Raw genomic sequence first — 21013 nt, 5'->3', positions numbered from 1 at the left:
CGGGTGCGCCCGGTGATCGGGTGCGCCCGGTATCCCCCTCGGTCGGCCCTACGACACGAAGATCAGCAAGGCGATCATCCCGACGGCCAGGGCCAGACCCACCGAGCCGCAGATGATCCCGGCCAGGGCCTGGCCCGCGTTCGTGGCCTCGCCCCGCCGCGCCTTCTGCCGGGCGAGCACCCCCAGGACCACGGCCACGATCCCGCCGATGATGGCGATCGGCCACATGCAGAAGCCGACGGCCGAGATGATGCCGACGATCAGCGCGGCCGTGCCCATCCCGTTGTTCGGCTGGGGCGCCATGCCGGGCCAGCCGTAGTAGGCACCGGGGCCCTGGGAGTGCGGGGCGTGGGAGCCGTAGCCGGGTCCGGGCGGGGCCGGGTAGCCGTAGCCGCCGGGGTAGCCGTACGGGGCCTGGCCCGGGCCGCCGGGGGCGATGGGCGGCGGGGGCACCTGCTCATGGCCGTAGGGCGCGGCCGGGTAGGGGGCGATGGGGGCCGGGGGCGCGAAGGCGCCCGCCGGGCCGGGGTTCGCGGGTGCCGTGGCGTTCGGCGGGGCGAAGGGGTTGGCCTCGCCGTTGGGCTGGGCCGACGGCGTGAAGGGCGAGGACCAGGGCTGAGGTGCCTCGGTGCCGCCGGCGGGCGCCTTGCCGCCGAAGGGCGGGACGGCATCGGCCGGAGCGGTGCCGCCCTGGGACGGCGTGGCACCGTGCGGCGGCGTACCGCCCACGCCCGGCATCGACGTGACCGTCTGCTGGTCGTGCACGGAGGAGGACGGCGGGGAGGTCGGCGGCAACACGGACTCCGCGTCGGCGACGGTCGCACCGGGGCCGGGCGGGGAGTCCTGCGGCGGCGTCGGCCACGGCTTGGACCCCGCCTCGGGCCGGTCGGGCCCCTGGTCGCCCGGCGCGGCCCACGGGTCGCGGGGAGCGTCGGCGGGCTCACCGACCCCACGCGTCGGCGTCGGTCCGGGAGCGGCGTTTCCCTGCGCTTCCGGCGTCTGCGCGTCGTCGGACATGCGCGGGCCCCCTCTGTCGAACGTTCCGTCATGCTAAGGCCCGGGACCGTCCGGCGTGACCCCGGCCTACGATGATCCCCGAGTCACCGATCAGCCGATCACCGCGTCCCGCCGCACACCGGCCGGGGACGCCGTTCCCGGGGAGGAACCTTGACCGACCACCTCATCGAGCCCCGTGTCCCGCGCGACCTGCACGCCTTCATCGCGTCGCTGCCGAAGGCCGAACTGCATGTGCACCACGTGGGCTCCGCCTCCCCGCGGATCGTCTCGGAACTGGCCGCCCGCCACCCCGACTCCATGGTGCCGACCGATCCCGAGGCCCTGGTCGACTACTTCACGTTCACGGACTTCGCCCACTTCATCCAGGTGTACCTGTCGGTCGTCGACCTGATCCGCACTCCGGAGGACGTCCGGCTGCTGACGTACGAGGTGGCCCGGGACCTGGCCCGGCAGCAGGTGCGCTACGCCGAGCTGACCATCACGCCGTTCTCCTCGACCCGGCGCGGTATCGACGAGGGCGCCTTCATGGACGCGATCGAGGACGCCCGCAAGGCGGCCGAGGCGGACTTCGGGACCGTACTGCGCTGGTGCTTCGACATTCCCGGTGAGGCCGGTCTCGAGGCCGCCGAGGAGACGACGCGGCTGGCCACCGAGGACCGGGTGCGGCCGGAGGGGCTGGTGTCCTTCGGGCTCGGCGGGCCCGAGATAGGCGTACCGCGGCCGCAGTTCAAGCCGTACTTCGACCGGGCGATCGCCGCGGGCCTGCGGTCGGTGCCGCACGCGGGCGAGACCACCGGACCCGAGACGGTGTGGGACGCGCTGAACCACCTGCGCGCCGAGCGCATCGGACACGGCACCAGTTCCGCGCAGGACGAGAAGCTCCTCGCCCACCTCGCCGAGCACCGGATCGCCCTGGAGGTGTGCCCGACCTCCAACATCGCCACCCGCGCGGTCCGCACCCTCGACGAGCACCCGATCAAGGAGTTCGTGAAGGCCGGCGTCCTGGTCACGATCAACTCCGACGACCCGCCGATGTTCGGCACCGATCTCAACAACGAGTACGCGGTCGCCGCCCGGCTGTTGGACCTCGACGAGCGGGGTCTGGCCGACCTGGCCAAGAGCGCGGTGGAGGCGTCCTTCCTCGACACGGCCGGCAAGGCCCGCATCGCGGAAGAGATCGACACCTACACCTCGGCGTGGCTCGCCCCCTGACGACGACCATGGCAACCACCACAATGGGCGCATGCAGAAGCTGACCGCCGTGGCGCACCGCGGCGACCCCTACCGCGTCCGTGAGAACACCATCGACTCGCTGCGTTCCGCGCTCCGACTGGGCGCGGACGCGGTGGAGATCGACGTACGGCTCACCCGGGACGGCGTGCCCGTGCTGCTGCACGACGAGACGCTGAAGCGGCTGTGGGAGCACGACCGTCCGCTGCTGTCGCTGTCGTCGGACGAGGTGTGCGGGCTCACCGGCGACGAGGTGCCGACGCTGGCCCGGGCGCTCGCCGCGACCGGCGACAGCCGGGTGATGCTCGATCTGCCGGGCACCTCCGACGTGCGGGTGGCGCGCCGGGTGGTGGACGTCGTGCGCGAGTGCGGGGCCGAGGAGCGCGTGTACTACTGCGCGGACGCCACGGCCATGCTCGCCGTGCGTGCCGCCGATCCGGCCGCCGAGATCGCGCTGACCTGGACGACCCTGGCGCCGCCGCGGCCCGCGCTGCTGGCCGCGGTCCGGCCGCGCTGGCTCAACTACCGGTTCGCGCTGGTCGACCGCGCCCTCGCCGAGCGCGTCCACACCGACGGCTACCTGCTCTCCGTCTGGACCCCCGACACCCGCCGCTCGATGCGCCGCCTCATCGACATCGGCGTCGACTCGATCACCACCAACCGCGTCGACATCCTGTGCGCCCTGCGGGACGGCGTCTGACGTCGCGGGAGCGCTACACGCGTGATTCCTGAGGGACGGTCGCGGGGTCGGCCGGTGTCGCGCGGGTGACGTACTGCGGTACGGGGGCGTCGTCCTCGCCGGTGTCGCGGACCAGGCCGTAGCGGATCGCGCCCTCGGGAGGGCCGGCCGTGATGTCCGCGGTCACCTTGTCCCAGGTGGTCGGGAAGACGGTCAGGCCGTAGGACGCGCCGCGCTCGTTCTGGTTGAGGGTGACGGTGCCGTCGACGTAGAAGTACTCGTTCTGCCACATCTGCTGGGTGCCCTCGGGCAGGACCGTGTAGCCGATGTCCGGGCCGCCCATGCCGGTGACGTAGCCACGGTCGGAACCGTCCCCGACGACGTCGTCCATACGGCGGCCGCCACCGGAGGCGACGTGGAAGATCTTGCCCTTCAGACCGGTCCAGGTCGGCATGGTCAGCCCGCCGGGCCGGTCGTGCGGCGCGATCTGCCAGCGCACCAGGACATAGCCCTGCCCGCTGAGTGTCACGCTTTCCCCGCGGTGCTGCATCACGGCCTGCCGGCCGCCGGTGCTGGTGATCCCGGGCTCGGGCCGGTGCGGCAGCGCCGCGGGCTTCGCGTTCGGGTCCGGCGCCCGGTCGACGGCGTCGACGACGCTGCCGTACAGGTCGGTCTTCTTCGTCACCGACGGCGAGGGGGACGGGGCGGCCGAAGCGGGCGGCGGCGCGGCGGAGGTGGCCGCCGGGGCGGAGCTGGTGACGGCCGCGCGCGGTGGCGGGACGGGATCCGGGGGCTGCGTGACGACGTACGCGCCGCCCGCGACGATGGTCGCGCCCGCCGTCATGGCGACGGCCGGCTTGGTGAGCGCGCCCAGCACCTTGGCGGACCAGCCGACGGAAGTGCCGGCGAAGGTGGCCGCGGCCGCCGTCTTGCCGCCGAAGGCCAGCGAGAGGGTGAAGCCGACGGGGATCGGGACGAGCGCGATCCCGACGAGCAGGCGCTCCGCCGGTACGACGGGCTCGCGGGCGTCGCCGCAGTAGCCGCAGCCCCGCAGGTGCCGGGCCAGCCGCTTGCGCCAGACCGAGTCGGGGCGGCCGTTCCAGCGGGCGGTCAGCTCGCGCAGGTCCGGGCAGGCGCCGTCGAGGGCGCGCACGATGCCGCGCGAGGTCTCCAGGCGCTCCTTCATCCGCTGGACGCGCACGGCGGCGTGCTGCCGGCTGATGCCGACGGCCGCGGCGAGCTCGCGCCGGGTGAGTTCGCCCGCCACCTCCAGCCACCACAGGGACAGCAGCTGGCGGTCCTCGTCGTCGAGCCAGCGCACCGCCTCCGCGACCTCACGCCGCTGCCCCTCCAACTGGAGCCGCAGCACGGTCAGTTCGGCGAAGTCGGCGGCGTCCTGCGGTGCCGACTCGTCCAGCCGGTCGGTGGTCCGGCGGCGGGCCCGGTCCCGGATCTGCCGCATGGCGATCGCCACCAGCCAGGACCGGAAGCTGTCCGGGTCGCGCAGCGAGCCGAGGTTGTCGACGGCCCGCAGCATCGTCTCCTGGACGACGTCGTCGACGTCGGCGTGACCGTTCAGGGCCCGGCCGACGATGTTGTACACCAGCGGCAGCCAGCCCGCGACGAGCTCGTCCAGCGCCTGCCGGTCGCCGGCCTGGGCGGCGGCGATGGTGGAGCGCCAGTGCTGGGTGTCCACGGGGCCCTTTCGGTGGCGGTGACTCAGGTGACTCATGTGTCGGCTGAGGTCAGTGGTCTTCTGCACGCAGCCTCTCAGGCAGTCCGGGGCTGGTGGCTATGTCCGGGATCACAGTGCGGAGACGGTGTGAAGGCCGCGGGGATAACAGTTTTTCGGCGCCCTTAGGGGGCGCCCCTGACAACCCCCTTGCCGGGCACGGCAGTTACTAGGGGTTCCACCAGGGTCCGGTGCCCTCCTCGCCGACGATCCGGGGATCGCCGTACGCCCGGAAGATGATCAGCAACACATACGTCGACCTCTGGAGCAGACGCATGCGCGCCCGCCGCCGTACGACCGTCCTCGCCGCCTCCCTCGTCCTCGCCCTGGGGGCCGTCCCCCTGGCCGCCCCCGCGTTCGCCGCGTCCGGGCCGGCCGCGGCGCACGCCACCACGGCCGGCCCCGACACCGAGGCCCTGGAGGCCGCGATCGCGGGCCTCCCGGACCAGGACGCCACCGCGGCCCTCGTGCGGGTGGGCGGCAAGGGGAGCTGGCGCGGGACGGCCGGGGTGCGCGACCTGAGAACCGGGGCGCCCGCGCTGGAGAAGGCGCGGTTCCGGGCCGGATCGACGACGAAGATCGTGACCGCGGCGCTCGCGCTGCAACTCACGGCCGAGGGCCGGATCTCCCTGGACGGGACGGTCCAGCAGTACCTGCCCGGCCTGCTCACCGAGGACTTCGCACCGATCACCGTCCGGCAGCTGCTGAACTTCACGAGCGGCCTGCAGCCCGGGGCGTCCCTCGGCAACACCACCGAGGAGATGTACCCGCACCGCTTCGAGACGCTGACGCCCGAGAGGGTCGTGGCCGCGTCGGTCGCCAAGGGCCCGAACCCCGACCACGCACCCGGCGAGCGGCAGTTCTACAGCAACATCCACTACACCGTGCTCGGCATGCTGATCGAGAAGGTCACCGGCGACTCGTACGCCCACCAGGCGGCCGTACGGATCTTCCGCCCGCTCGGCATGCGGCACACCTCGTTCCCCGCCGGCCCCGACCCCCGCATCCACGGACCGCACAACCGCGGATACGACCGGATCGACGGCAAGCTGGTGGACGTGACCGACTGGAACATGTCCGACCGGTGGGCGGCCGGGGACATGATCTCGACGAACGCGGACCTGGAACGGCTGCTGGTGGGCGTGTTCCGCGGGCGGGTCGTGCCCGAGCCGCAGCTGAAGGAGATGTTCGCGGTGCCGGACGTGCCGGACGCCACGATGGGCGCGCCGTTCTCGCCGTTCAAGCTGAACGGCCGGACGGTCTGGGCCAAGACGGGATCCCGCCCCGGCTACCACACGGTCGTCGCGGCCACCCGCGACCTGTCCCGGACCGTGGTCTACTCCGTCAACTCGACGGACGCGCGGGGCGACGGCGAGGCCATCGCCCGGCGCTTCGCCTTCCCCGCGTTCAACCGCTGACGACGGCAGGGGCTGGAGGCGCTGCTGCCGTCAGCGCCTCCAGCCGCTTGATCCTCTTCCGTACGACGTACAGCGGGATCACCCCGAAGACCCCGAAGGCCATGTCGATCACGCTCCACCAGAAGGGGATCCCGCGGATCGGCCCGCAGATCAGCGCGAGCGGGACGATCCCGGCGCAGGCGATCATCCCGAACTCGACGACCCAGATGTTGCGGACCGGGTCGCGGTAGGGGCCGTAGAACGCGACCGCGATGACGAGGTGCGCGAAGGCCAGCCAGTCCGTGCCGTACAGCACGAAGGGGTACTCGGCGTCCACGACGTCGAGCCCCTGCCGGACCCGCTCGATCCAGTCCATGAGCCCGGGCAGGTACTCCGGCACGGACAGCGCCCGCAACAGGTCCTCGGTCCAGCGCAGTTCGTGGACCAGGGGGAAGGCCGTGGCCCCACTGAGCACCAGGCAGACGACGAAGAAGGCCAACCACGCGCGGATGCCCTTGAGCAGGGCGGCTCTGTCGCTCATGGCAGCAGCGTACGCGTTAATTGAACACGTTCAAAACTTACGCGAACCGATGCTACGGTCCGGCGCTGCTCGCGGGCGGAGCGGTGGTCCCGCCGGGCTGTGAGGTGGGAGCCGGCGTCGGCGCGACGGAGGGGGCGGACGTGCCGGCCGGAATGGAGGGGCTGGGGGTCGCGCCCCTCTCGGTAGGAGGGAGGCCGCTGGGATCAGCGGTCGCCGACGGGGCGGGCGGGACCGAAGGACTGCTCGCGGCCGGCGGGGCCAGAGGGACCGACGGGGTCGCGGGTGCCTCCTGCGTGGCCAGGCGGAACGGCAGCGCGGCGAGGGCGGCGACCGCGCACGTCACGCCCACCCCCGCCGCGGCGCGCAGCAGGCGGCGGCGGCCGGCCCGGCGGCGGATCGCCTCGTAGCGGCCGGCGGGTGGGCCGAGGTAGTCGGAGGCGGGTCGCAGGATGACGGCGAGCGGGTCGTCGGGCTCGAACTCCGGACCCTCGTCAGCGTGTGTGATCAAGGCTTCTCCCCAGATGGGCGCGGAGCAGTTCACGGGCCGCGTGGAGGTCGGACTTGACGGTTCCTTCCTTACGCCCGGTCAGCGCGGACACCTCCCGGATCGGCATGTCGGCGTAGTAGTGCAGCAGGATCGGGACGCGCAGCCGCTCCGGCAGCGACTGCACCAGCAGGCGTACGGACGGGTCGGCCTGTTCGGCCGGCGGGAGTACGGCTGCTTCGGCGGTGGCCCGGCGTACGGCCCTGCGTTCGCGCTCCAGTTTGCGCCAGTGGTCCCGGACGAGATTGGCCGCGGTGACGTAGAGGAAGCCCCGGGGCTCCGACACCGATGTCCAGCGGCCCCAGAGCCGGGTGAAGGCCTCCGAGGCGATCTCGTGGGCCGTCTCGTCGTCGTCGACCAGCCGGCGGCACCAGCCGGCGAGGCGTGGGTAGAGGGCGGCGAACAGCTCGGACGCTGCCCTCTCGCGGGACCGTTTCAACGTTCTCCTGCGGAACTCGACGCCGAAGCCGACGCGGCGAAGACGATCACGTTGTCGCGATAGCCGTCACCGGAGAGAGGCCCGCCGCAGGTGACAAGACGCAACTCCGGCCGCTTCACGTTCCCGTAGACCTCCGCCGCGGGGAATTCCGCCTTGGCGACCGTCCGTACCTCGGTGACGGCGAACTCGGCCGTCGTGCCGTTCTCCAGGCGCGCCGCGATCCGGTCGCCGCGGCGCAGCCGGTCGAGGTGACGGAAGACCCCGTCCCCGTAGTCGCCGACCGTGACATGCCCGAGGATCACCGACGGACCGGTCTGGCCCGGTGTTGGCGAGTGCCGGTACCAGCCCGCCCGGTCGTTCGCCGTGATCGGGGGCACCTGCACGCTGCCGTCCGCGGCCAGCCCCAGCTGCATCACCGGGGTGTCGACCCCGATGGCCGGGATCCGCAGCCCGACCGGGACCGAACGCCCGAGGGCCTGCCCCACCGTCGCCGAGGACCGCTCGGGTGACGGCGTGTTCGTGGGGCGTGCGGTCGGATCCGGGTCGGACGGGGAGCCGCCGCAGCTCACGAGCAGTGAGGCGGTCGCCGCGGTGACGAAGGCGCGCCTGGAGAGCGAGGTCATGCCCCGGTCGCCCGCCGACGGCGTACGACGTAGAACGCGGCGCCGCCGACTGCGAACGCCGCGGCGGCACCCCCGCCGATCAGCCCGCCGGTGGATCCGGACTGCGCCGACTCCTCGCCGACACCGGTGTCGGGCGCTCCGCTCGGCACCACGGACACCTGGCCCGGCGAAGGCGCCAGGGTCGGTTCGGCACTCGGCGAGACGTCGGTCGGGGCTTCGCTCGGTGCGGTGGTCCCGGCCGGGACCGGGGTCGCGTCGGCGCCGGCGGACGGGACGCTGGTGGGGGCCGGGGTCGGGGTCCCCCCGTCGGCGAACGCCGGCACGGCACCCGCCAGTACGGCGGTGCAGGCAAGTGTCATGGCGCTCAGGACAGTTCGGCGCATGAATCGCTCTCTCTCGTCGGTGCGCCCGCCCGGTGGCTCGGCGGGCTGGGTTGCAGATCGACGGGAGAGACGAGGCAGCGCGGCAACGGGTTGTAAAGAGATGGCAAAGTCGCCCTGGAGCCGGATCACGCCGCCGGACACCAGCCCTGACACCAACCCCGACACCAACCCAGGACACCAGCCCAGGCATCAGCCCGTACGGCGTCCCCCGCCCCCGGCGACCGGATGCCCCGGCAGGCTGACCTCCACGGTCAGTCCGCCCTGCGGACGCGTCCGGGCCAGCACCCGTCCCCCGTGCGCGGCGACGACCGCGGCGACGATCGACAGGCCCAGGCCGACGCCGTCCCGCTTGCGGACCCGCTCCGGACCCAGCCGGCGGAACGGCTGGAACAGCCCCGGCGCCTGCTCCGGCGAAATCACCGGCCCGCTGTTCTCGATCCGCAGACCGGCCCGGCCGGCCGGGTCGAGGCCGGTCCACACCCGCACCCACCGCTCCTCACCCGCCACCGCGGGGAGGTTGTGCCGTACGGCGTTGTCGGTCAGGTTGACCACCAGCCGCTCGATCAGCTGCGGATCACCGAACACGGGCGCCGGATCCAGCCGGGCCTCCACCCGCGGGCCTCCGGTCGGCAGCCGCTCCCGCACGATCGCCGTGAGGTCGACGAACTCCCGCCGCTCCAGCCCGCGTTGGCTGCGCGCCAGGGTCAGCAGCGCGTCGATCAGCCGTTCCTGCTCCTCCCCCGCCGCCCGCGACCGAAGCAGCGCGGCGCGCAGGGTGTCCATGGACGCGTCGGGGTCGGCGAGGGCCACGTCCACGATCGCCTGCTGGAGGGTGAGCGGGGTGCGCAGTTCGTGCGAGGCGTTCGCGACGAACCGCTGCTGCGCCTCGAACGCGCCCTCCAGCCGGGCGAGTACGTCGTCGATGGTGTCCGCCATCGCCTTCAGCTCGTCGTCGGGTCCGGGCACCGCCAGCCGCTCGTGCAGGTTGTCGGCGGAGATCCGGCGGGCCCGCGCCGTCATCGTGCGCAGCGGCTCCAGGACCCGCCCCGCCATCAGCCACCCCAGCGCCACCGAGACGACCGTCATCACCGCGAGCGCGACGACCGACTCGACCAGCAGGTCGTGCAGTTGCTCGGCGCGCAGCACCGACAGCCGCCTCTCGACGTACGAGGCGACGGTCGGCGCGTCCGGAGCGGGGAGCCCCTCGGCGTGACCGGTCACGCGAGGCGTGCCCGCGGTGAGGGACGGCTCGGAGTTGGCCACAAGGACGTAGGTGAAGGCCAGCAACACAGCCCCCGCGACCGCGAACAGCGAGCTGTAGAGCAGCGTGAGCCGCCAGCGGACGGTGTGCGGACGCCAGACCAGCACCCTCACCGGACGCGGTAGCCGGCCCGGTCCACCGTCTCGATCAACGACGGCTCCCCCAGCTTGCGGCGCAGTCTGCTCACGGTCACCTTCACCGTCTGACTGAAGGGGTCGGCGGCCTCGTCCCATGCCCGCTCCAGGAGTTCCTCGGTGGACACGACCGCTCCCTGCGCGCCGAGCAGGAGTTCCAGCACCGCGAACTCCTTGGGGCTGAGCGGCAGTCGCAGCCCGGCCCGGGTCGCCTGGCGCCGCGCCGGGTCGAGCCGCAGTTCCCCGCGGACCAGGACCGGCGGCAACGCGGGCTGCGCCCGGCGCGCCAACGCCCGTATGCGTGCGACGAGTTCCGTGAAGGCGAACGGCTTGGGCAGATAGTCGTCGGCCCCGAGGCTCAGCCCCGCCACCCGGTCGGCCACCGTCCCGGACGCCGTCAGCATCAGCACCCGGGCCCGGCTGCCGCCCGCGGCCAGCGTCCGGCACACCTGGTCGCCGTGCAGCCCGGGCAGGTCGCGGTCGAGGACGACGACGTCATAGCCGTTGACCTCCCCGCGTTCCAGGGCGGTCGGCCCGTCGAAGGCCAGGTCGACCGCCATCCCCTCCCGGCGCAGCCCGGCGGCGACGGTCTCGGCGAGCTCTTCATGGTCCTCGACCACCAGCACACGCATGCGGTCAGTGTGGAGTGCGGGCGGTTACAGGGCGATAAGGGCCGCCGTTCCCGTGCCGTAACCGGCGGGGCGGTTGTGTGGTCGGCGTGAGCAACAGCCGTACCGCAAACGGAGGAAACAACATGCCCGCACCGGCCACCCGCCCCCGGCGACTCGCCCTCGCCCTCGTCGCGATCACAGCCGTCACCCTCGGCACGGTCAGCGCCTCGACGGCCGCCGCGTCCGACACGAGCGCCGCCACGGACGACCCGCCCCGCAGCGGGCCCGACCGGCCCGGTCACGCGGTGGGCTACGAGCCGACCGAGAACGCCCCGGACGACGTCAACGAGGCCAACGACGACTTCGCCGCGTGCATGCGCGGCGAAGGACAGACGTTCTACCCGGACTTCCACGCGGAGAAGGGCGACGACGGCTCGGTCCGCCTGCGCGTGACCCTGAAGGGCGACCGGGCCGACCTGACCGACGTCGCCGGCAAGGAGTACCGCGAGGCGGTCAAGAAGTGCGCCCCGGTCCTGGAGGACGCCGGGATCACCTTCCCGTCCGCACCGGACCTGCCGAAGCACGCCGGCCAGCCCGGCCAGCCCGGCAAGGGCGAACTGCCCGAGCTCCGCAAGCACTTCAAGTCCGGCGACGAGCTGCCGTCCCTGACCCGCAGCGCCTGACCACCACGGAGGGGGGACAGCGCGGCCCCGGACGGTCGGTCAACCGTCCGGGGCCGCGCTGTACGCCGTACCGGCTAGGAGTCCAGCGACGTCATCACGTGCTTGATCCGCGTGTAGTCGTCGAAGCCGTACGAGGAGAGGTCCTTGCCGTAGCCGGACTTCTTGAAGCCGCCGTGGGGCATCTCGGCGACCAGCGGGATGTGGGTGTTGATCCACACGCAGCCGAAGTCGAGCTTCTTGGACATCCGCATCGCGCGGCCGTGGTCCTTGGTCCACACGGAGGAGGCGAGGGCGTACTCGACGCCGTTGGCCCACTCCACGGCCTGGTCCTCGTCCGAGAAGGACTGGACGGTGATGACCGGCCCGAAGACCTCCTTCTGGATGATCTCGTCGTCCTGCTTGAGGCCGGAGACGACGGTCGGCGCGTAGAAGTAGCCCTTCTCGCCGACCTGGTGGCCACCGGTCTCGACCTTGGCGTGCGCGGGCAGCCGCTCGATGAAGCCGGAGACCTGCTTGAGCTGGTGCGGGTTGTTGAGCGGGCCGTACAGGACGTCCTCGTCGTCCGGCTGGCCCGTCCTGGTCTCGGCGGCGGCCTTCGCCAGCGCGGCCACGAACTCGTCGTGGATGGCCTCCTGGACGAGGACGCGGGTGGCGGCCGTACAGTCCTGCCCGGCGTTGAAGAAGCCCGCGACGGAGATGTCCTCGACGGCCTTGGGGATGTCGGTGTCGTCGAAGACGACGACCGGCGCCTTGCCGCCCAGCTCCAGGTGGACCCGCTTGAGGTCCTTGGACGCCGACTCGGCGACCGACATGCCCGCCCGGACGGAACCGGTGATGGAGGCCATCGCCGGGGTCGGGTGCTCGACCATCAGGCGGCCGGTGTCACGGTCGCCGGTGATGACGTTGAAGACGCCCTTGGGCAGGATCGAGCCGATGATGTCGGCGATCAGGACCGTCGAGGCCGGGGTGGTGTCCGACGGCTTCAGCACCACCGTGTTGCCCGCCGCGAGCGCCGGGGCGAACTTCCACACGGCCATCATCATCGGGTAGTTCCACGGCGCGACCTGCGCGCAGACACCGACCGGCTCGCGGCGGACGATCGAGGTCAGGCCCTCCATGTACTCGCCGGCCGAGCGCCCCTCCAGCATCCGGGCCGCGCCCGCGAAGAAGCGGATCTGGTCGACCATCGGCGGGATCTCCTCGGAGCGGGTCAGCCCGATCGGCTTGCCCGTGTTCTCCACCTCGGCCGCGATGAGGTCCTCGGCCCGCTCCTCGAACGCGTCAGCGATCTTCAGGAGGGCCTTCTGGCGCTCGGCGGGGGTCGTGTCGCGCCAGGCCGGGAAGGCAGCGGCGGCGGCCGCCATGGCGGCGTCGACATCCGCCTGCCCGGACAGCGGCGCGGTCGCGTACGCCTCGCCCGTCGCGGGGTTGACCACCTCGGTGGTCCGCCCGTCGGCGGCGTCCCGGAACTCACCGTCGATGTAATTGCGCAGACGACGCAGCTCGGTGCTCACTGCCGGCCTCCTGTGTCGGGTCGAATGTGTCGAATGTGTCGGGTCGGACTGTCCATCGACTGAGACACCCACCCTAATCCGCCCGCCCACGTTTTCAACACCCCCGATCGCGCCATTGCTGCGAAATCCGCAGGTCTCAGTCACGTAAACAACGAATTTCATCGCCTCGACCTTGCGGAAGTGTCGAGACGTCGTGCACAGTGACGTCGTGGCCAGTCGAAGCGCAGACCCCAGGGACTCCCGCGAGTCCAGGCACGGCACCCCCCACCTGGATGCCGTCTCCCTCGCCATCGTCGAACAGCTCCAGGAGGACGGCCGCCGGCCGTACGCCGCCATCGGCAAGGCCGTCGGTCTGTCCGAGGCCGCCGTGCGCCAGCGCGTGCAGAAGCTGCTCGACCAGGGTGTGATGCAGATCGTCGCCGTCACGGACCCGCTCACCGTGGGCTTCCGCCGGCAGGCGATGGTCGGCATCCGCGTGGAAGGCGACGTGGAGTCCGTCGCCGACGCGGTCACCGCCATGTCCGAATGCGAGTACGTGGTGATGACCGCAGGCTCCTTCGACCTGATGGTGGAGATCGTCTGCGAGGACGACGACCACCTCCTGGACGTCATCAACAAACGCATCCGAGCCATCCCCGGAGTGCGCTCCACCGAGAGCTTCGTCTACCTCAAGCTCAAGAAGCAGACCTACATGTGGGGAACCCGATAGCCGTGAGCAAGGACCTCAGCCAGACCGCGTACGACCACCTGTGGATGCACTTCACCCGCATGTCCTCGTACCAGAACTCCCCCGTCCCGACCATCGTCCGGGGTGAGGGCACCTACATCTACGACGACAAGGGCAGGCGCTACCTCGACGGTCTCGCGGGTCTGTTCGTGGTCCAGGCCGGTCACGGCCGCACGGAACTCGCCGAGACCGCCTTCAAGCAGGCGCAGGAGCTGGCGTTCTTCCCGATCTGGTCCTACGCCCACCCGAAGGCCGTCGAGCTCGCCGAGCGCCTCGCGCACCACGCGCCCGGCGACCTGAACAAGGTCTTCTTCACCACCGGCGGCGGCGAGGCGGTCGAGACCGCCTGGAAGCTCGCCAAGCAGTACTTCAAGCTGACCGGCAAGCCCACCAAGTACAAGGTCATCTCGCGCGCGGTCGCCTACCACGGCACCCCGCAGGGCGCCCTGTCCATCACCGGCCTGCCGGCCCTCAAGGCCCCGTTCGAGCCGCTCGTCCCGGGCGCGCACAAGGTGCCGAACACCAACATCTACCGCGCCCCGCTCTTCGGCGACGACCCCGTGGCCTTCGGCCGCTGGGCCGCCGACCAGATCGAGCAGCAGATCCTCATGGAGGGCCCGGACACCGTCGCCGCGGTCTTCCTGGAGCCGGTGCAGAACGCGGGCGGCTGCTTCCCGCCCCCGCCCGGCTACTTCCAGCGGGTCCGCGAGATCTGCGACAAGTACGACGTGCTGCTGGTGTCGGACGAGGTCATCTGCGCCTTCGGCCGCCTCGGCACGATGTTCGCCTGCGACAAGTTCGACTACGTCCCGGACATGATCACCTGCGCCAAGGGCATGACCTCGGGCTACTCCCCGATCGGCGCCTGCATCATCTCCGACCGTCTGGCCGAGCCGTTCTACACGGGCGACAACACCTTCCTGCACGGCTACACCTTCGGCGGCCACCCGGTGTCGGCCGCGGTGGGTCTGGCGAACCTCGACCTGTTCGAGCGCGAGAACCTCAACCAGCACGTGCTCGACAACGAGGGCGCCTTCCGCGCGACCCTGGAGAAGCTCCACGACCTGCCGATCGTCGGCGACGTCCGCGGCAACGGCTTCTTCTACGGCATCGAGCTGGTGAAGGACAAGCACACCAAGGAGTCCTTCAACGAGGAGGAGACCGAGCGCGTCCTGTACGGCTTCCTGTCGAAGGCGCTGTTCGACAACGGCCTGTACTGCCGTGCCGACGACCGCGGCGACCCGGTCGTCCAGCTCGCCCCGCCGCTGATCTCCAACCAGGAGACGTTCGACGAGATCGAGCAGATCCTGCGCGCGACGCTCACGGAGGCGTGGACCAAGCTGTAGTCCCCCGGCGGTCCCGCGGCCCGGGTGCACCCGTACGAGTGAGAACGGATGCACCCGGGCCGCGTGCTGTCCGGCGTTGTGGCCCCGGATCCCTAGCGTGCCCTGTAACCGATCGGCCCTGCCTTCGTTCCCCCGCACGGGGGATCGGCACAGGGAATTACGGATCTGAACGAGGTGTACGCCCATGGTGGCCCCGCCGGACAACGACGTGCTCTGGGCACGCGCCCTGCACTTCACCCACAAAGACGGCTCGCCCGCGCTCAGCGGCGTCTCGCTCGGCGTCCGCGAGGGCGAGATCCTCGCCGTCAGCGGACCGCGCGGCAGCGGCAAGTCGACCCTGCTGCGGTGCCTGTCCGGCCTGGTCCCCGCGCAACGCGGCGAGGTCTGGTTCAACAGCGCGCCCGTGCACACCATGGGCGCGATGACCCGCGAACGCCTGCGCCGCGACCGCTTCGGCTGGATCGACCCGGCCCCGGCCCTCGTCCCCGAGCTGAACGTCTGGGAGAACGCCGCCCTGCCCCTGATGCTGCGCGGCACCAGCCGCCGCCGCGCCAAGACCGCGGCCCTGGAGTGGCTGGAGCGCCTCGACATCGGCGACAGCACCCGCAAGCGCCCGCACGAACTGCGCCAGTCCGAACGCCAGCGCGTCTGCATCGCGCGGGCCCTGGCCCCCGCTCCCACGGTCCTGTTCGCCGACGAGCCGACCGCGCCCCTGCACCGCGCCGACCGCGCCCACGTCCTGCGCACCCTCACCACGGCGGCCCGCTCGCACGGCATCACGGTGGTGCTGGCCACCCACGACGCGGACACGGCCGCCCTCGCCGACCGCACGATCTCCCTGCTGGACGGGCGGCGCGTGAACACCGTGCACCTGCCCCCGGTCACCGAGACGGAAGGCCGGGCAGCCACGTGCTCGCTCTCCGTCTGACCCGCGGCGCCCACCCGGCCGTCCAACTGCGCCGCCTCCTGGTGGCGGCGGCCTCGGCAGGCACGGGCTTCCTCCTGCTGTGCACCCTCGGCTACGCGATGAGCCACCCGGACGACCCCGGGGGCTCGATGCTCCGCCTGGCCTGGTGTGCGACTCCGCTGGCCGCCACGGTCCACTTCGCCGTCGCGGTGGCCCGCACCGACCCCGCCACCAAACCCCGCCCCGGCCTCTCGGCCATCGGCCTCGGCCCGACCCGCCTGATGGCCGTCACGGCCACCACAACGGCCCTCGCCTGCACGCTGGGCTCGATGCTCGCCCTCCTCGTCTTCCTCCACCTGCGGGGCGACCTCACGGGCATGCCCTTCGACGGCGCGGCATCGGAGTTCCTGGCGGCCAAGGACCCACTGCCGTTGCCGGCCGCCCTGACCCTGCTCACCCTGACACCGGCGATCGCGTCGGTGGCGGTGGGCTGGGTCCTGAGGCCACGGGACGACAGGCCGACCCCGACGCGCACCGCGGGCCGGTCGTTCGGCCGCTTCGGTGCGTACGGCAACCCGCCCGCGCGGGAGACCTTCGGAGCGTACGGCCGCTTCGGCGCCCGCCTACGGGGCACGGACAGCCGCTCCACACACCCCGCAACCGACCAAGCCGCGCAGCCTGCGGGCAGTCGTGCCGCTGGGACGATGGGGGTCCCCCCGCTCGAGCGAAGCCGAGAGTGGGGGAGGGTGGGCGCAGGCGGCACCCCGCAAGCGCCGGGGAGCGACCCCACCCCCGCGGCAACCCCCACCCCGGGCAGCACCACCCCGGACCTGGCCCCCAACGCCCTCCCCCCAGCCCCCCAAGGCGCCCCCCGAGGCCTCCCCTGGGGCATCGCCGTACTCGCCGCGGGCCTCGCGGTGGAGGCATACGCCACGCGCTCAGCGACCGGCGCCCCCGTCACCATGCCCGGCGGCCTCGCCACCGCCGGCCCGGCCTCCGTCCTCGTCGGCTGGATCCTCACCGCCACCGGCCTCGCCCTCGCCGGCCCCGGCCTCACCCACCTCTGCGGGCGCCTCCTCCAGACCGCCCGCCCCGGCGCCCTCCGCCTCCTCGCCGGCCGCGTCCTCATGGCGGAGGCCACCCGCATCGGCCGCCCCCTCGGCGTCGTCTGCGCGGTGGCCTCGGGCGCGTACGCCATGGCCGCGCTGTACGACACGGCGGAACCCTCCTTCGGCCCGCTCACCACCCTCGGCCTGCTCCTGGTGACCGGCTGCACGGTGGCGACCCTCCTCACCGCCGCCACAGAGGCCAAGCACGCCCGCGCCGACACCACCGCCGCGCTGCTGCGGCTCGGCGCCCCCGCCACGATGCTGCGCAGTGCCGCCGCCCTCCGCGCCGGCGCGCTGCTGGCCCTGTTCGGCCCGCTCACGCTGATCGTGGCCGAGCTGGCGGCGCTGCCGCTGGCCGCCTGAAGGACCGTACGAGAACCGGGCGCGAAAGAATTTCCGCCCGCCGATGAGTTCCGCCGGGTCGTAGCGTCTACCCCACCGAACGCCACATACCCGATGGGAGAGACCGATGAGCTCGACGTACCAGCAGATGATCTTCGTGAACCTGCCTGTGAACGACCTCGACGCCTCGAAGAAGTTCTTCACGGAGCTGGGGTACTCGATCAACGCGCAGTTCAGCGACGACAACGCGGCCTCCGTGGTGATCAGCGACACCATCGTCGCCATGCTGCTCACCAAGCCGTTCTACTCGACCTTCACCAAGAAGGAGATCGTCGACGCCTCGAAGAGCAGCGAGGTACTGATCGCGCTGAGCGCCGAGAGCCGCGAGAAGGTCGACGAGCTGGTCGAGAAGGCGCTCGCGGCGGGCGGTTCCCCGGCGGGCGAGCCCCAGGACCACGGCTTCATGTACGGCCGTTCCTTCGACGACCTCGACGGCCACACGTGGGAGGTCATGTGGATGGACCCGACTGCCGTCGAGGGCTGAACCACTGTGCCTAGCATGGGCGGGTGCAGACGATGCCCGCCCATGCGGCCCACCACAACGACCGTGAGATCGAGACCCTCGACGAGTTCGACGCGACGGTCTCGGCCCGCGCGACGCTCGCCGGCTTCCGGGTCCAGGCCGTCGACCTGACGGACCGTACGCGCGAGTTGCTCACGACGGACACGGCAGGTGCCGTCTTCCTCGGCTGCCCCATGCGCCAGGACGCGGCGGCCAAGGTCCGGGCGGACGGCGCGATGGTCTTCCCGCCCGTCCCCGACCTGCCCTTCGACCCGTACCGGGGCCTGCTCTACTCTCCCGACGAGCTGTTCGCGTCCCTGGCTGACGGCTACGAGTCCACACCCGACGCCCTCGCGTACGCCTGGTTCCAGCGGACCAAGGCCGACCACGACATATTCGCCTCCACTCTCCGCTCGATCCACGACGACTCGGTCTCGGACGCCCTCGACGAACTCCTGCGCGGGACACCCGTGGTGGGTGTGATGGGCGGCCATGCGATGGCCCGCGGCACGGAGGCGTACGCCGGTGCCGCACGGCTCGGCCGGGAGCTGGCCCGCGCCGGTCTCACGGTCGCCACCGGCGGCGGCCCGGGCGCGATGGAGGCGGCGAACCTCGGCGCGTACGCCGCCCCGTACGACGACGCGATGCTGGCCGACGCGCTCCGACTCCTCGCCAAGACACCGAAGTTCACGCCGTCGATCACCGAATGGGCGTCGGCCGCCTTCGAGGTGCGTTCCCGGTGGCCGAAGGGCGGTACCTCCGTCGGCATTCCGACGTGGTTCTACGGCCACGAGCCGCCGAACGCCTTCGCCTCGCACATCGCCAAATACTTCGCCAACGCCACCCGCGAGGACGGCCTGCTGGCCCGCTGCACCGCGGGGGTGGTCTTCCTGCCGGGCGCCGCCGGGACCGTACAGGAGATCTTCGACAACGCGACGCCGAACTACTACGAGTCGCGCGGCGAGCCCACGCCGATGGTTCTCGTGGACCGTGCGCACTGGACGGAACGGCTGCCCACGTGGCCGCTGCTTCAGGCGCTCGCTCGGGAGCGTTCGATGGAGGCCCGAATCGCCCTGGTTGACCGGATCGAGGAAGCTCCGGAGGCGCTGAAACGTCTTGGCAGTTAAACAGACGGTAAAGCAACCGCTTGTAGCCTGCATATGCGTTGACACTTCTTATGCAGCGCTTATAGACCTGTGAGCCTCTTGGGGATGCTGGTATCCATCAACATCCCACCAACCCCCCGCAGTTGCTTAACTCGTGAAGGACAAACGTGTCCATAACTCGCCGTACCGTCGCACGTTCCGTGCGCATCCTCGGTGTCGCCACCGCCTCGGCCGCGCTCACGCTCGGTGCCGCCGGCAGCGCGCTTGCCTGCAGCATCAGTGATTTCTCCGCTGAAGCCAAGTGCGACGGCGCCAAGGGCGTCATCACCGTCACCGACGTGGACGCCGGCGGTGTCCCGGCCGTCGTCTCCGTGTTCCTCGAGAACAACGGCGCCGACGTGAAGAAGGTCGGCCAGCAGGTGGTCAAGGGCTCGGCCGCAGGCACCACGATCACCTTCGAAGAGGACTGGCTGCCGAACGCCGAGTACCGCATCCACGTCAAGGCCGCGGGCTACGTCGACGAGGACATCAAGCCGAACCTGACCACCCCGTCGACGGCCTGCAAGACCGAGGACAGCCCGACGCCGACGCCCACCCCGACGCCGTCGGACTCCGCCTCGACCCCGGCCGAGGAGACCATCACCCCGAGCCCGTCGGCCTCCGAGAGCGGCAGCACCGCCCCGGCGGACACCGCGAGCAGCGCCCCGTCGCCCGCGGCCGCCGAGTCCAACCTCGCCGAGACCGGCGCCAACTCCAACACCGGCATCATCGCCGGGATCGCGGCCGCCCTGGTCGTGATCGGCGGCGGCGCCGTCTTCTTCGGCCTCCGCCGCCGCGGAGCGAGCAACAGCCGCTGACCCTCCCCCACACCACGGTGGCCCGTCCCCTCACAGAGAGGCGACGGGCCACCGCCGTCGCACCTAGCTGCGGGCAGTCGTGCCGCTGGGGCGGCTCCCGACCTACCGAGAGCGGCACCCGGCCAGCGCCGGTGAGCGAACCCACCCGACGCCGACCCCGACGCCGGGCACCCCACAACGCACAGACGCGGGACATCGCCCCGCCGATCAACCGAGCACGACAATCTCCTCCGCGTCGAACTCCACCCCCACCACATCCCCCACCCCCGGCGCCACCCGCAACGCACAAGCCGCCTCCAACCGAGGCGCACCCTCCTCCGGCTGCAACCGCACAGCGACATGCGTGCCCTTGAACGTCCGCGCGACCACCACGCACCGCAGCCCCTCGTCCGCCCCCACCAGCCGCACCCCCGCCGGCCGCACCAACACAGAACGCACCCCCTGCGCAGCCCCCGCAGGGACCGGCACCTTGCCCCAGGCCGTGTCCGCGGCCTCCCCCGCGACACTGCCCTCGACCACGTTCTCGAAGCCGAGGAAACGGGCCACGAACTCGTCCGCCGGCCGCTGCCACACCTCAAGGGGCGTACCGGACTGGGCGATCCGCCCGTCCCGCATCACCACGACCCGGTCGGCGAGCGCGAAGGCCTCGCCCTGGTCATGCGTCACCGCGAGCACAGTCGTTCCCAACCGCCCGAACAGCTCCCGCAGTTCGACGACCAGCCGCTCCCGCAGTGACCGGTCGAGCTGCCCGAGCGGCTCGTCCAGCATCAGCAGCCGCGGCCGGGGCGCCAGGGCTCGCGCCAGCGCCACCCGCTGCTGCTCACCCCCGGACAGCGAGGCGACGGCCCGATGCCCGGCCCCCGGAAGCCCGACCAGGTCGAGCAGCTCCCGCACCCGCTCGCCCTGTAGCTCCTTGGCCGCCCCGTGCATCCGCAGCCCGAACCCGACATTGCCGCCCACGTCCCGCTGCGGGAAGAGCTGATGGTCCTGGAACATCAGCCCGACCCCCCGCTTGTGCGCGGGCACGCCCGCCTGGTCCCGCCCGTCGAGCAACACCCGCCCGCTGTCCAGGGGCTGGAGCCCGGCCACCGCCCGCAGCAGCGTCGACTTCCCGCTGCCGCTGGGCCCGAGCACGCACACGATCTCGTGCTCGGCGACACCGAGGCCGACCCCGTCCAGCACGGCCCGCCCTCCGAACCGTACGGTCGCGTCCTCAAGGCTCAGCAGCATCCAGAGCCTCCCGGCAATCCAGAACTCCTCGGCGATCGA

General features: G+C 72.0%; 22 protein-coding genes. 11 read left to right on the top strand and 11 right to left on the bottom strand.

Going from position 1 to position 21013, the window contains the following annotated elements:
- Nucleotides 1–48 precede the first annotated feature (48 nt).
- A complete protein-coding gene (locus tag QFZ76_RS35950) occupies nt 49–1017 on the bottom strand; it encodes a DUF4190 domain-containing protein (protein ID WP_307677583.1) in 969 nt (322 codons plus the stop codon).
- A gap of 150 nt (nt 1018–1167) precedes the next feature.
- Between QFZ76_RS35950 and QFZ76_RS35945 the strand changes: the two genes are divergently transcribed.
- Both QFZ76_RS35945 and QFZ76_RS35940 read left to right on the top strand, forming a co-directional pair.
- Nucleotides 1168–2229 (top strand): adenosine deaminase, encoded by a 1062-nt coding sequence (locus QFZ76_RS35945; RefSeq protein WP_307677582.1) that lies wholly within the window; start codon nt 1168–1170, stop codon nt 2227–2229.
- 31 nt (nt 2230–2260) lie between these two features.
- Nucleotides 2261–2947, top strand: a complete 687-nt coding sequence (locus QFZ76_RS35940; RefSeq protein ID WP_266433214.1) for a glycerophosphodiester phosphodiesterase — start codon at nt 2261–2263, stop codon at nt 2945–2947.
- Nucleotides 2948–2960: 13 nt separating this feature from the next.
- Here the strand turns inward: QFZ76_RS35940 and QFZ76_RS35935 are convergent, their stop codons facing one another.
- Entirely contained in the window at nt 2961–4622 is a 1662-nt protein-coding gene (locus tag QFZ76_RS35935; protein WP_373464396.1) for an RNA polymerase sigma factor, read from the bottom strand.
- A 311-nt stretch (nt 4623–4933) separates the two neighbouring features.
- On the opposite strand from QFZ76_RS35935, the gene QFZ76_RS35930 reads away from it, so the two are divergent.
- Nucleotides 4934–6076, top strand: coding sequence for a serine hydrolase (locus QFZ76_RS35930; protein WP_307680226.1), 1143 nt, complete (start codon nt 4934–4936; stop codon nt 6074–6076).
- Here the strand turns inward: QFZ76_RS35930 and QFZ76_RS35925 are convergent.
- From QFZ76_RS35925 to QFZ76_RS35895, 7 genes are all read right to left on the bottom strand, one after another.
- Nucleotides 6066–6596 carry a hypothetical protein gene (locus tag QFZ76_RS35925; RefSeq protein ID WP_307677580.1) on the bottom strand — a complete coding sequence of 177 codons (531 nt, stop codon included), beginning with the start codon at nt 6594–6596 and terminating at the stop codon, nt 6066–6068. The genes QFZ76_RS35930 and QFZ76_RS35925 overlap by 11 nt on opposite strands.
- A gap of 52 nt (nt 6597–6648) precedes the next feature.
- The gene (locus tag QFZ76_RS35920; RefSeq protein WP_307677579.1) at nt 6649–7104 is read right to left on the bottom strand and encodes a hypothetical protein; all 456 of its coding nucleotides are present in this window, start codon (nt 7102–7104) and stop codon (nt 6649–6651) included.
- A complete protein-coding gene (locus QFZ76_RS35915; RefSeq protein ID WP_266433222.1) occupies nt 7088–7579 on the bottom strand; it encodes an RNA polymerase sigma factor in 492 nt (163 codons plus the stop codon). Before QFZ76_RS35915 ends, QFZ76_RS35920 begins: the two co-directional genes overlap by 17 nt.
- On the bottom strand, nt 7576–8202 hold the full coding sequence (locus tag QFZ76_RS35910; RefSeq protein ID WP_307677578.1) for a class F sortase: 627 nt from the start codon (nt 8200–8202) through the stop codon (nt 7576–7578). Before QFZ76_RS35910 ends, QFZ76_RS35915 begins: the two co-directional genes overlap by 4 nt.
- The gene (locus QFZ76_RS35905) at nt 8199–8585 is read right to left on the bottom strand and encodes a sortase-dependent protein (protein ID WP_307677577.1); all 387 of its coding nucleotides are present in this window, start codon (nt 8583–8585) and stop codon (nt 8199–8201) included. Before QFZ76_RS35905 ends, QFZ76_RS35910 begins: the two co-directional genes overlap by 4 nt.
- 189 nt (nt 8586–8774) lie before the next feature.
- A complete protein-coding gene (locus tag QFZ76_RS35900) occupies nt 8775–9959 on the bottom strand; it encodes a cell wall metabolism sensor histidine kinase WalK (protein ID WP_307677576.1) in 1185 nt (394 codons plus the stop codon).
- Entirely contained in the window at nt 9956–10612 is a 657-nt protein-coding gene (locus QFZ76_RS35895; RefSeq protein WP_307677575.1) for a response regulator transcription factor, read from the bottom strand. The genes QFZ76_RS35900 and QFZ76_RS35895 overlap by 4 nt, the downstream gene beginning before the upstream one ends.
- Nucleotides 10613–10734: 122 nt before the next feature.
- On the opposite strand from QFZ76_RS35895, the gene QFZ76_RS35890 reads away from it, so the two are divergent.
- Nucleotides 10735–11274 (top strand): hypothetical protein, encoded by a 540-nt coding sequence (locus tag QFZ76_RS35890; protein WP_307677574.1) that lies wholly within the window; start codon nt 10735–10737, stop codon nt 11272–11274.
- A gap of 74 nt (nt 11275–11348) precedes the next feature.
- Here QFZ76_RS35890 and QFZ76_RS35885 read toward each other — a convergent pair whose 3' ends face one another.
- On the bottom strand, nt 11349–12788 hold the full coding sequence (locus QFZ76_RS35885; protein ID WP_307677573.1) for a gamma-aminobutyraldehyde dehydrogenase: 1440 nt from the start codon (nt 12786–12788) through the stop codon (nt 11349–11351).
- Nucleotides 12789–12981: 193 nt separating this feature from the next.
- On the opposite strand from QFZ76_RS35885, the gene QFZ76_RS35880 reads away from it, so the two are divergent.
- The 7 genes from QFZ76_RS35880 to QFZ76_RS35850 all read left to right on the top strand — a co-directional run bounded on the left by QFZ76_RS35880 (nt 12982) and on the right by QFZ76_RS35850 (nt 19744).
- The gene (locus QFZ76_RS35880; RefSeq protein ID WP_307677572.1) at nt 12982–13497 is read left to right on the top strand and encodes an Lrp/AsnC family transcriptional regulator; all 516 of its coding nucleotides are present in this window, start codon (nt 12982–12984) and stop codon (nt 13495–13497) included.
- Nucleotides 13482–14861: an aspartate aminotransferase family protein gene (locus QFZ76_RS35875; RefSeq protein ID WP_307677571.1), complete on the top strand. Its 1380-nt coding sequence runs from the start codon at nt 13482–13484 to the stop codon at nt 14859–14861. The genes QFZ76_RS35880 and QFZ76_RS35875 overlap by 16 nt, the downstream gene beginning before the upstream one ends.
- Nucleotides 14862–15045: 184 nt before the next feature.
- On the top strand, nt 15046–15789 hold the full coding sequence (locus QFZ76_RS35870; protein ID WP_307677570.1) for an ABC transporter ATP-binding protein: 744 nt from the start codon (nt 15046–15048) through the stop codon (nt 15787–15789).
- Nucleotides 15771–17240 (top strand): hypothetical protein, encoded by a 1470-nt coding sequence (locus QFZ76_RS35865; RefSeq protein ID WP_307677569.1) that lies wholly within the window; start codon nt 15771–15773, stop codon nt 17238–17240. The genes QFZ76_RS35870 and QFZ76_RS35865 overlap by 19 nt, the downstream gene beginning before the upstream one ends.
- Nucleotides 17241–17346: 106 nt before the next feature.
- Nucleotides 17347–17763, top strand: a complete 417-nt coding sequence (locus QFZ76_RS35860) for a VOC family protein (RefSeq protein WP_307677568.1) — start codon at nt 17347–17349, stop codon at nt 17761–17763.
- A gap of 23 nt (nt 17764–17786) precedes the next feature.
- Nucleotides 17787–18908 (top strand): LOG family protein, encoded by a 1122-nt coding sequence (locus tag QFZ76_RS35855; RefSeq protein ID WP_307677567.1) that lies wholly within the window; start codon nt 17787–17789, stop codon nt 18906–18908.
- A gap of 146 nt (nt 18909–19054) precedes the next feature.
- A complete protein-coding gene (locus tag QFZ76_RS35850; protein WP_307677566.1) occupies nt 19055–19744 on the top strand; it encodes an LAETG motif-containing sortase-dependent surface protein in 690 nt (229 codons plus the stop codon).
- 207 nt (nt 19745–19951) lie between these two features.
- On the opposite strand, the gene QFZ76_RS35845 is transcribed toward QFZ76_RS35850, so the two are convergent.
- Complete coding sequence (locus tag QFZ76_RS35845) at nt 19952–20974, bottom strand: ABC transporter ATP-binding protein (RefSeq protein ID WP_307677565.1); 1023 nt, start codon at nt 20972–20974, stop codon at nt 19952–19954.
- Between the last annotated feature and the right edge of the window lie 39 nt (nt 20975–21013).

Source organism: Streptomyces sp. V4I2, assembly GCF_030817655.1.
In the GTDB taxonomy this organism is placed as follows: domain Bacteria; phylum Actinomycetota; class Actinomycetes; order Streptomycetales; family Streptomycetaceae; genus Streptomyces; species Streptomyces plumbiresistens.
Note: the sequence above shows the minus strand (reverse complement) of the source record. Positions and strands in the feature narration are given on the sequence as shown.

Coding starts and splice junctions, on each gene's coding strand:
- QFZ76_RS35950 (WP_307677583.1), bottom strand. CDS start 1,017: ATGTCCGACGACGCGCAGACGCCGGAAGCGCAGGGAAACGCCGCTCCC.
- QFZ76_RS35940 (WP_266433214.1), top strand. CDS start 2,261: ATGCAGAAGCTGACCGCCGTGGCGCACCGCGGCGACCCCTACCGCGTC.
- QFZ76_RS35930 (WP_307680226.1), top strand. CDS start 4,934: ATGCGCGCCCGCCGCCGTACGACCGTCCTCGCCGCCTCCCTCGTCCTC.
- QFZ76_RS35925 (WP_307677580.1), bottom strand. CDS start 6,596: ATGAGCGACAGAGCCGCCCTGCTCAAGGGCATCCGCGCGTGGTTGGCC.
- QFZ76_RS35910 (WP_307677578.1), bottom strand. CDS start 8,202: ATGACCTCGCTCTCCAGGCGCGCCTTCGTCACCGCGGCGACCGCCTCA.
- QFZ76_RS35905 (WP_307677577.1), bottom strand. CDS start 8,585: ATGCGCCGAACTGTCCTGAGCGCCATGACACTTGCCTGCACCGCCGTA.
- QFZ76_RS35895 (WP_307677575.1), bottom strand. CDS start 10,612: ATGCGTGTGCTGGTGGTCGAGGACCATGAAGAGCTCGCCGAGACCGTC.
- QFZ76_RS35890 (WP_307677574.1), top strand. CDS start 10,735: ATGCCCGCACCGGCCACCCGCCCCCGGCGACTCGCCCTCGCCCTCGTC.
- QFZ76_RS35870 (WP_307677570.1), top strand. CDS start 15,046: ATGGTGGCCCCGCCGGACAACGACGTGCTCTGGGCACGCGCCCTGCAC.
- QFZ76_RS35860 (WP_307677568.1), top strand. CDS start 17,347: ATGAGCTCGACGTACCAGCAGATGATCTTCGTGAACCTGCCTGTGAAC.
- QFZ76_RS35845 (WP_307677565.1), bottom strand. CDS start 20,974: ATGCTGCTGAGCCTTGAGGACGCGACCGTACGGTTCGGAGGGCGGGCC.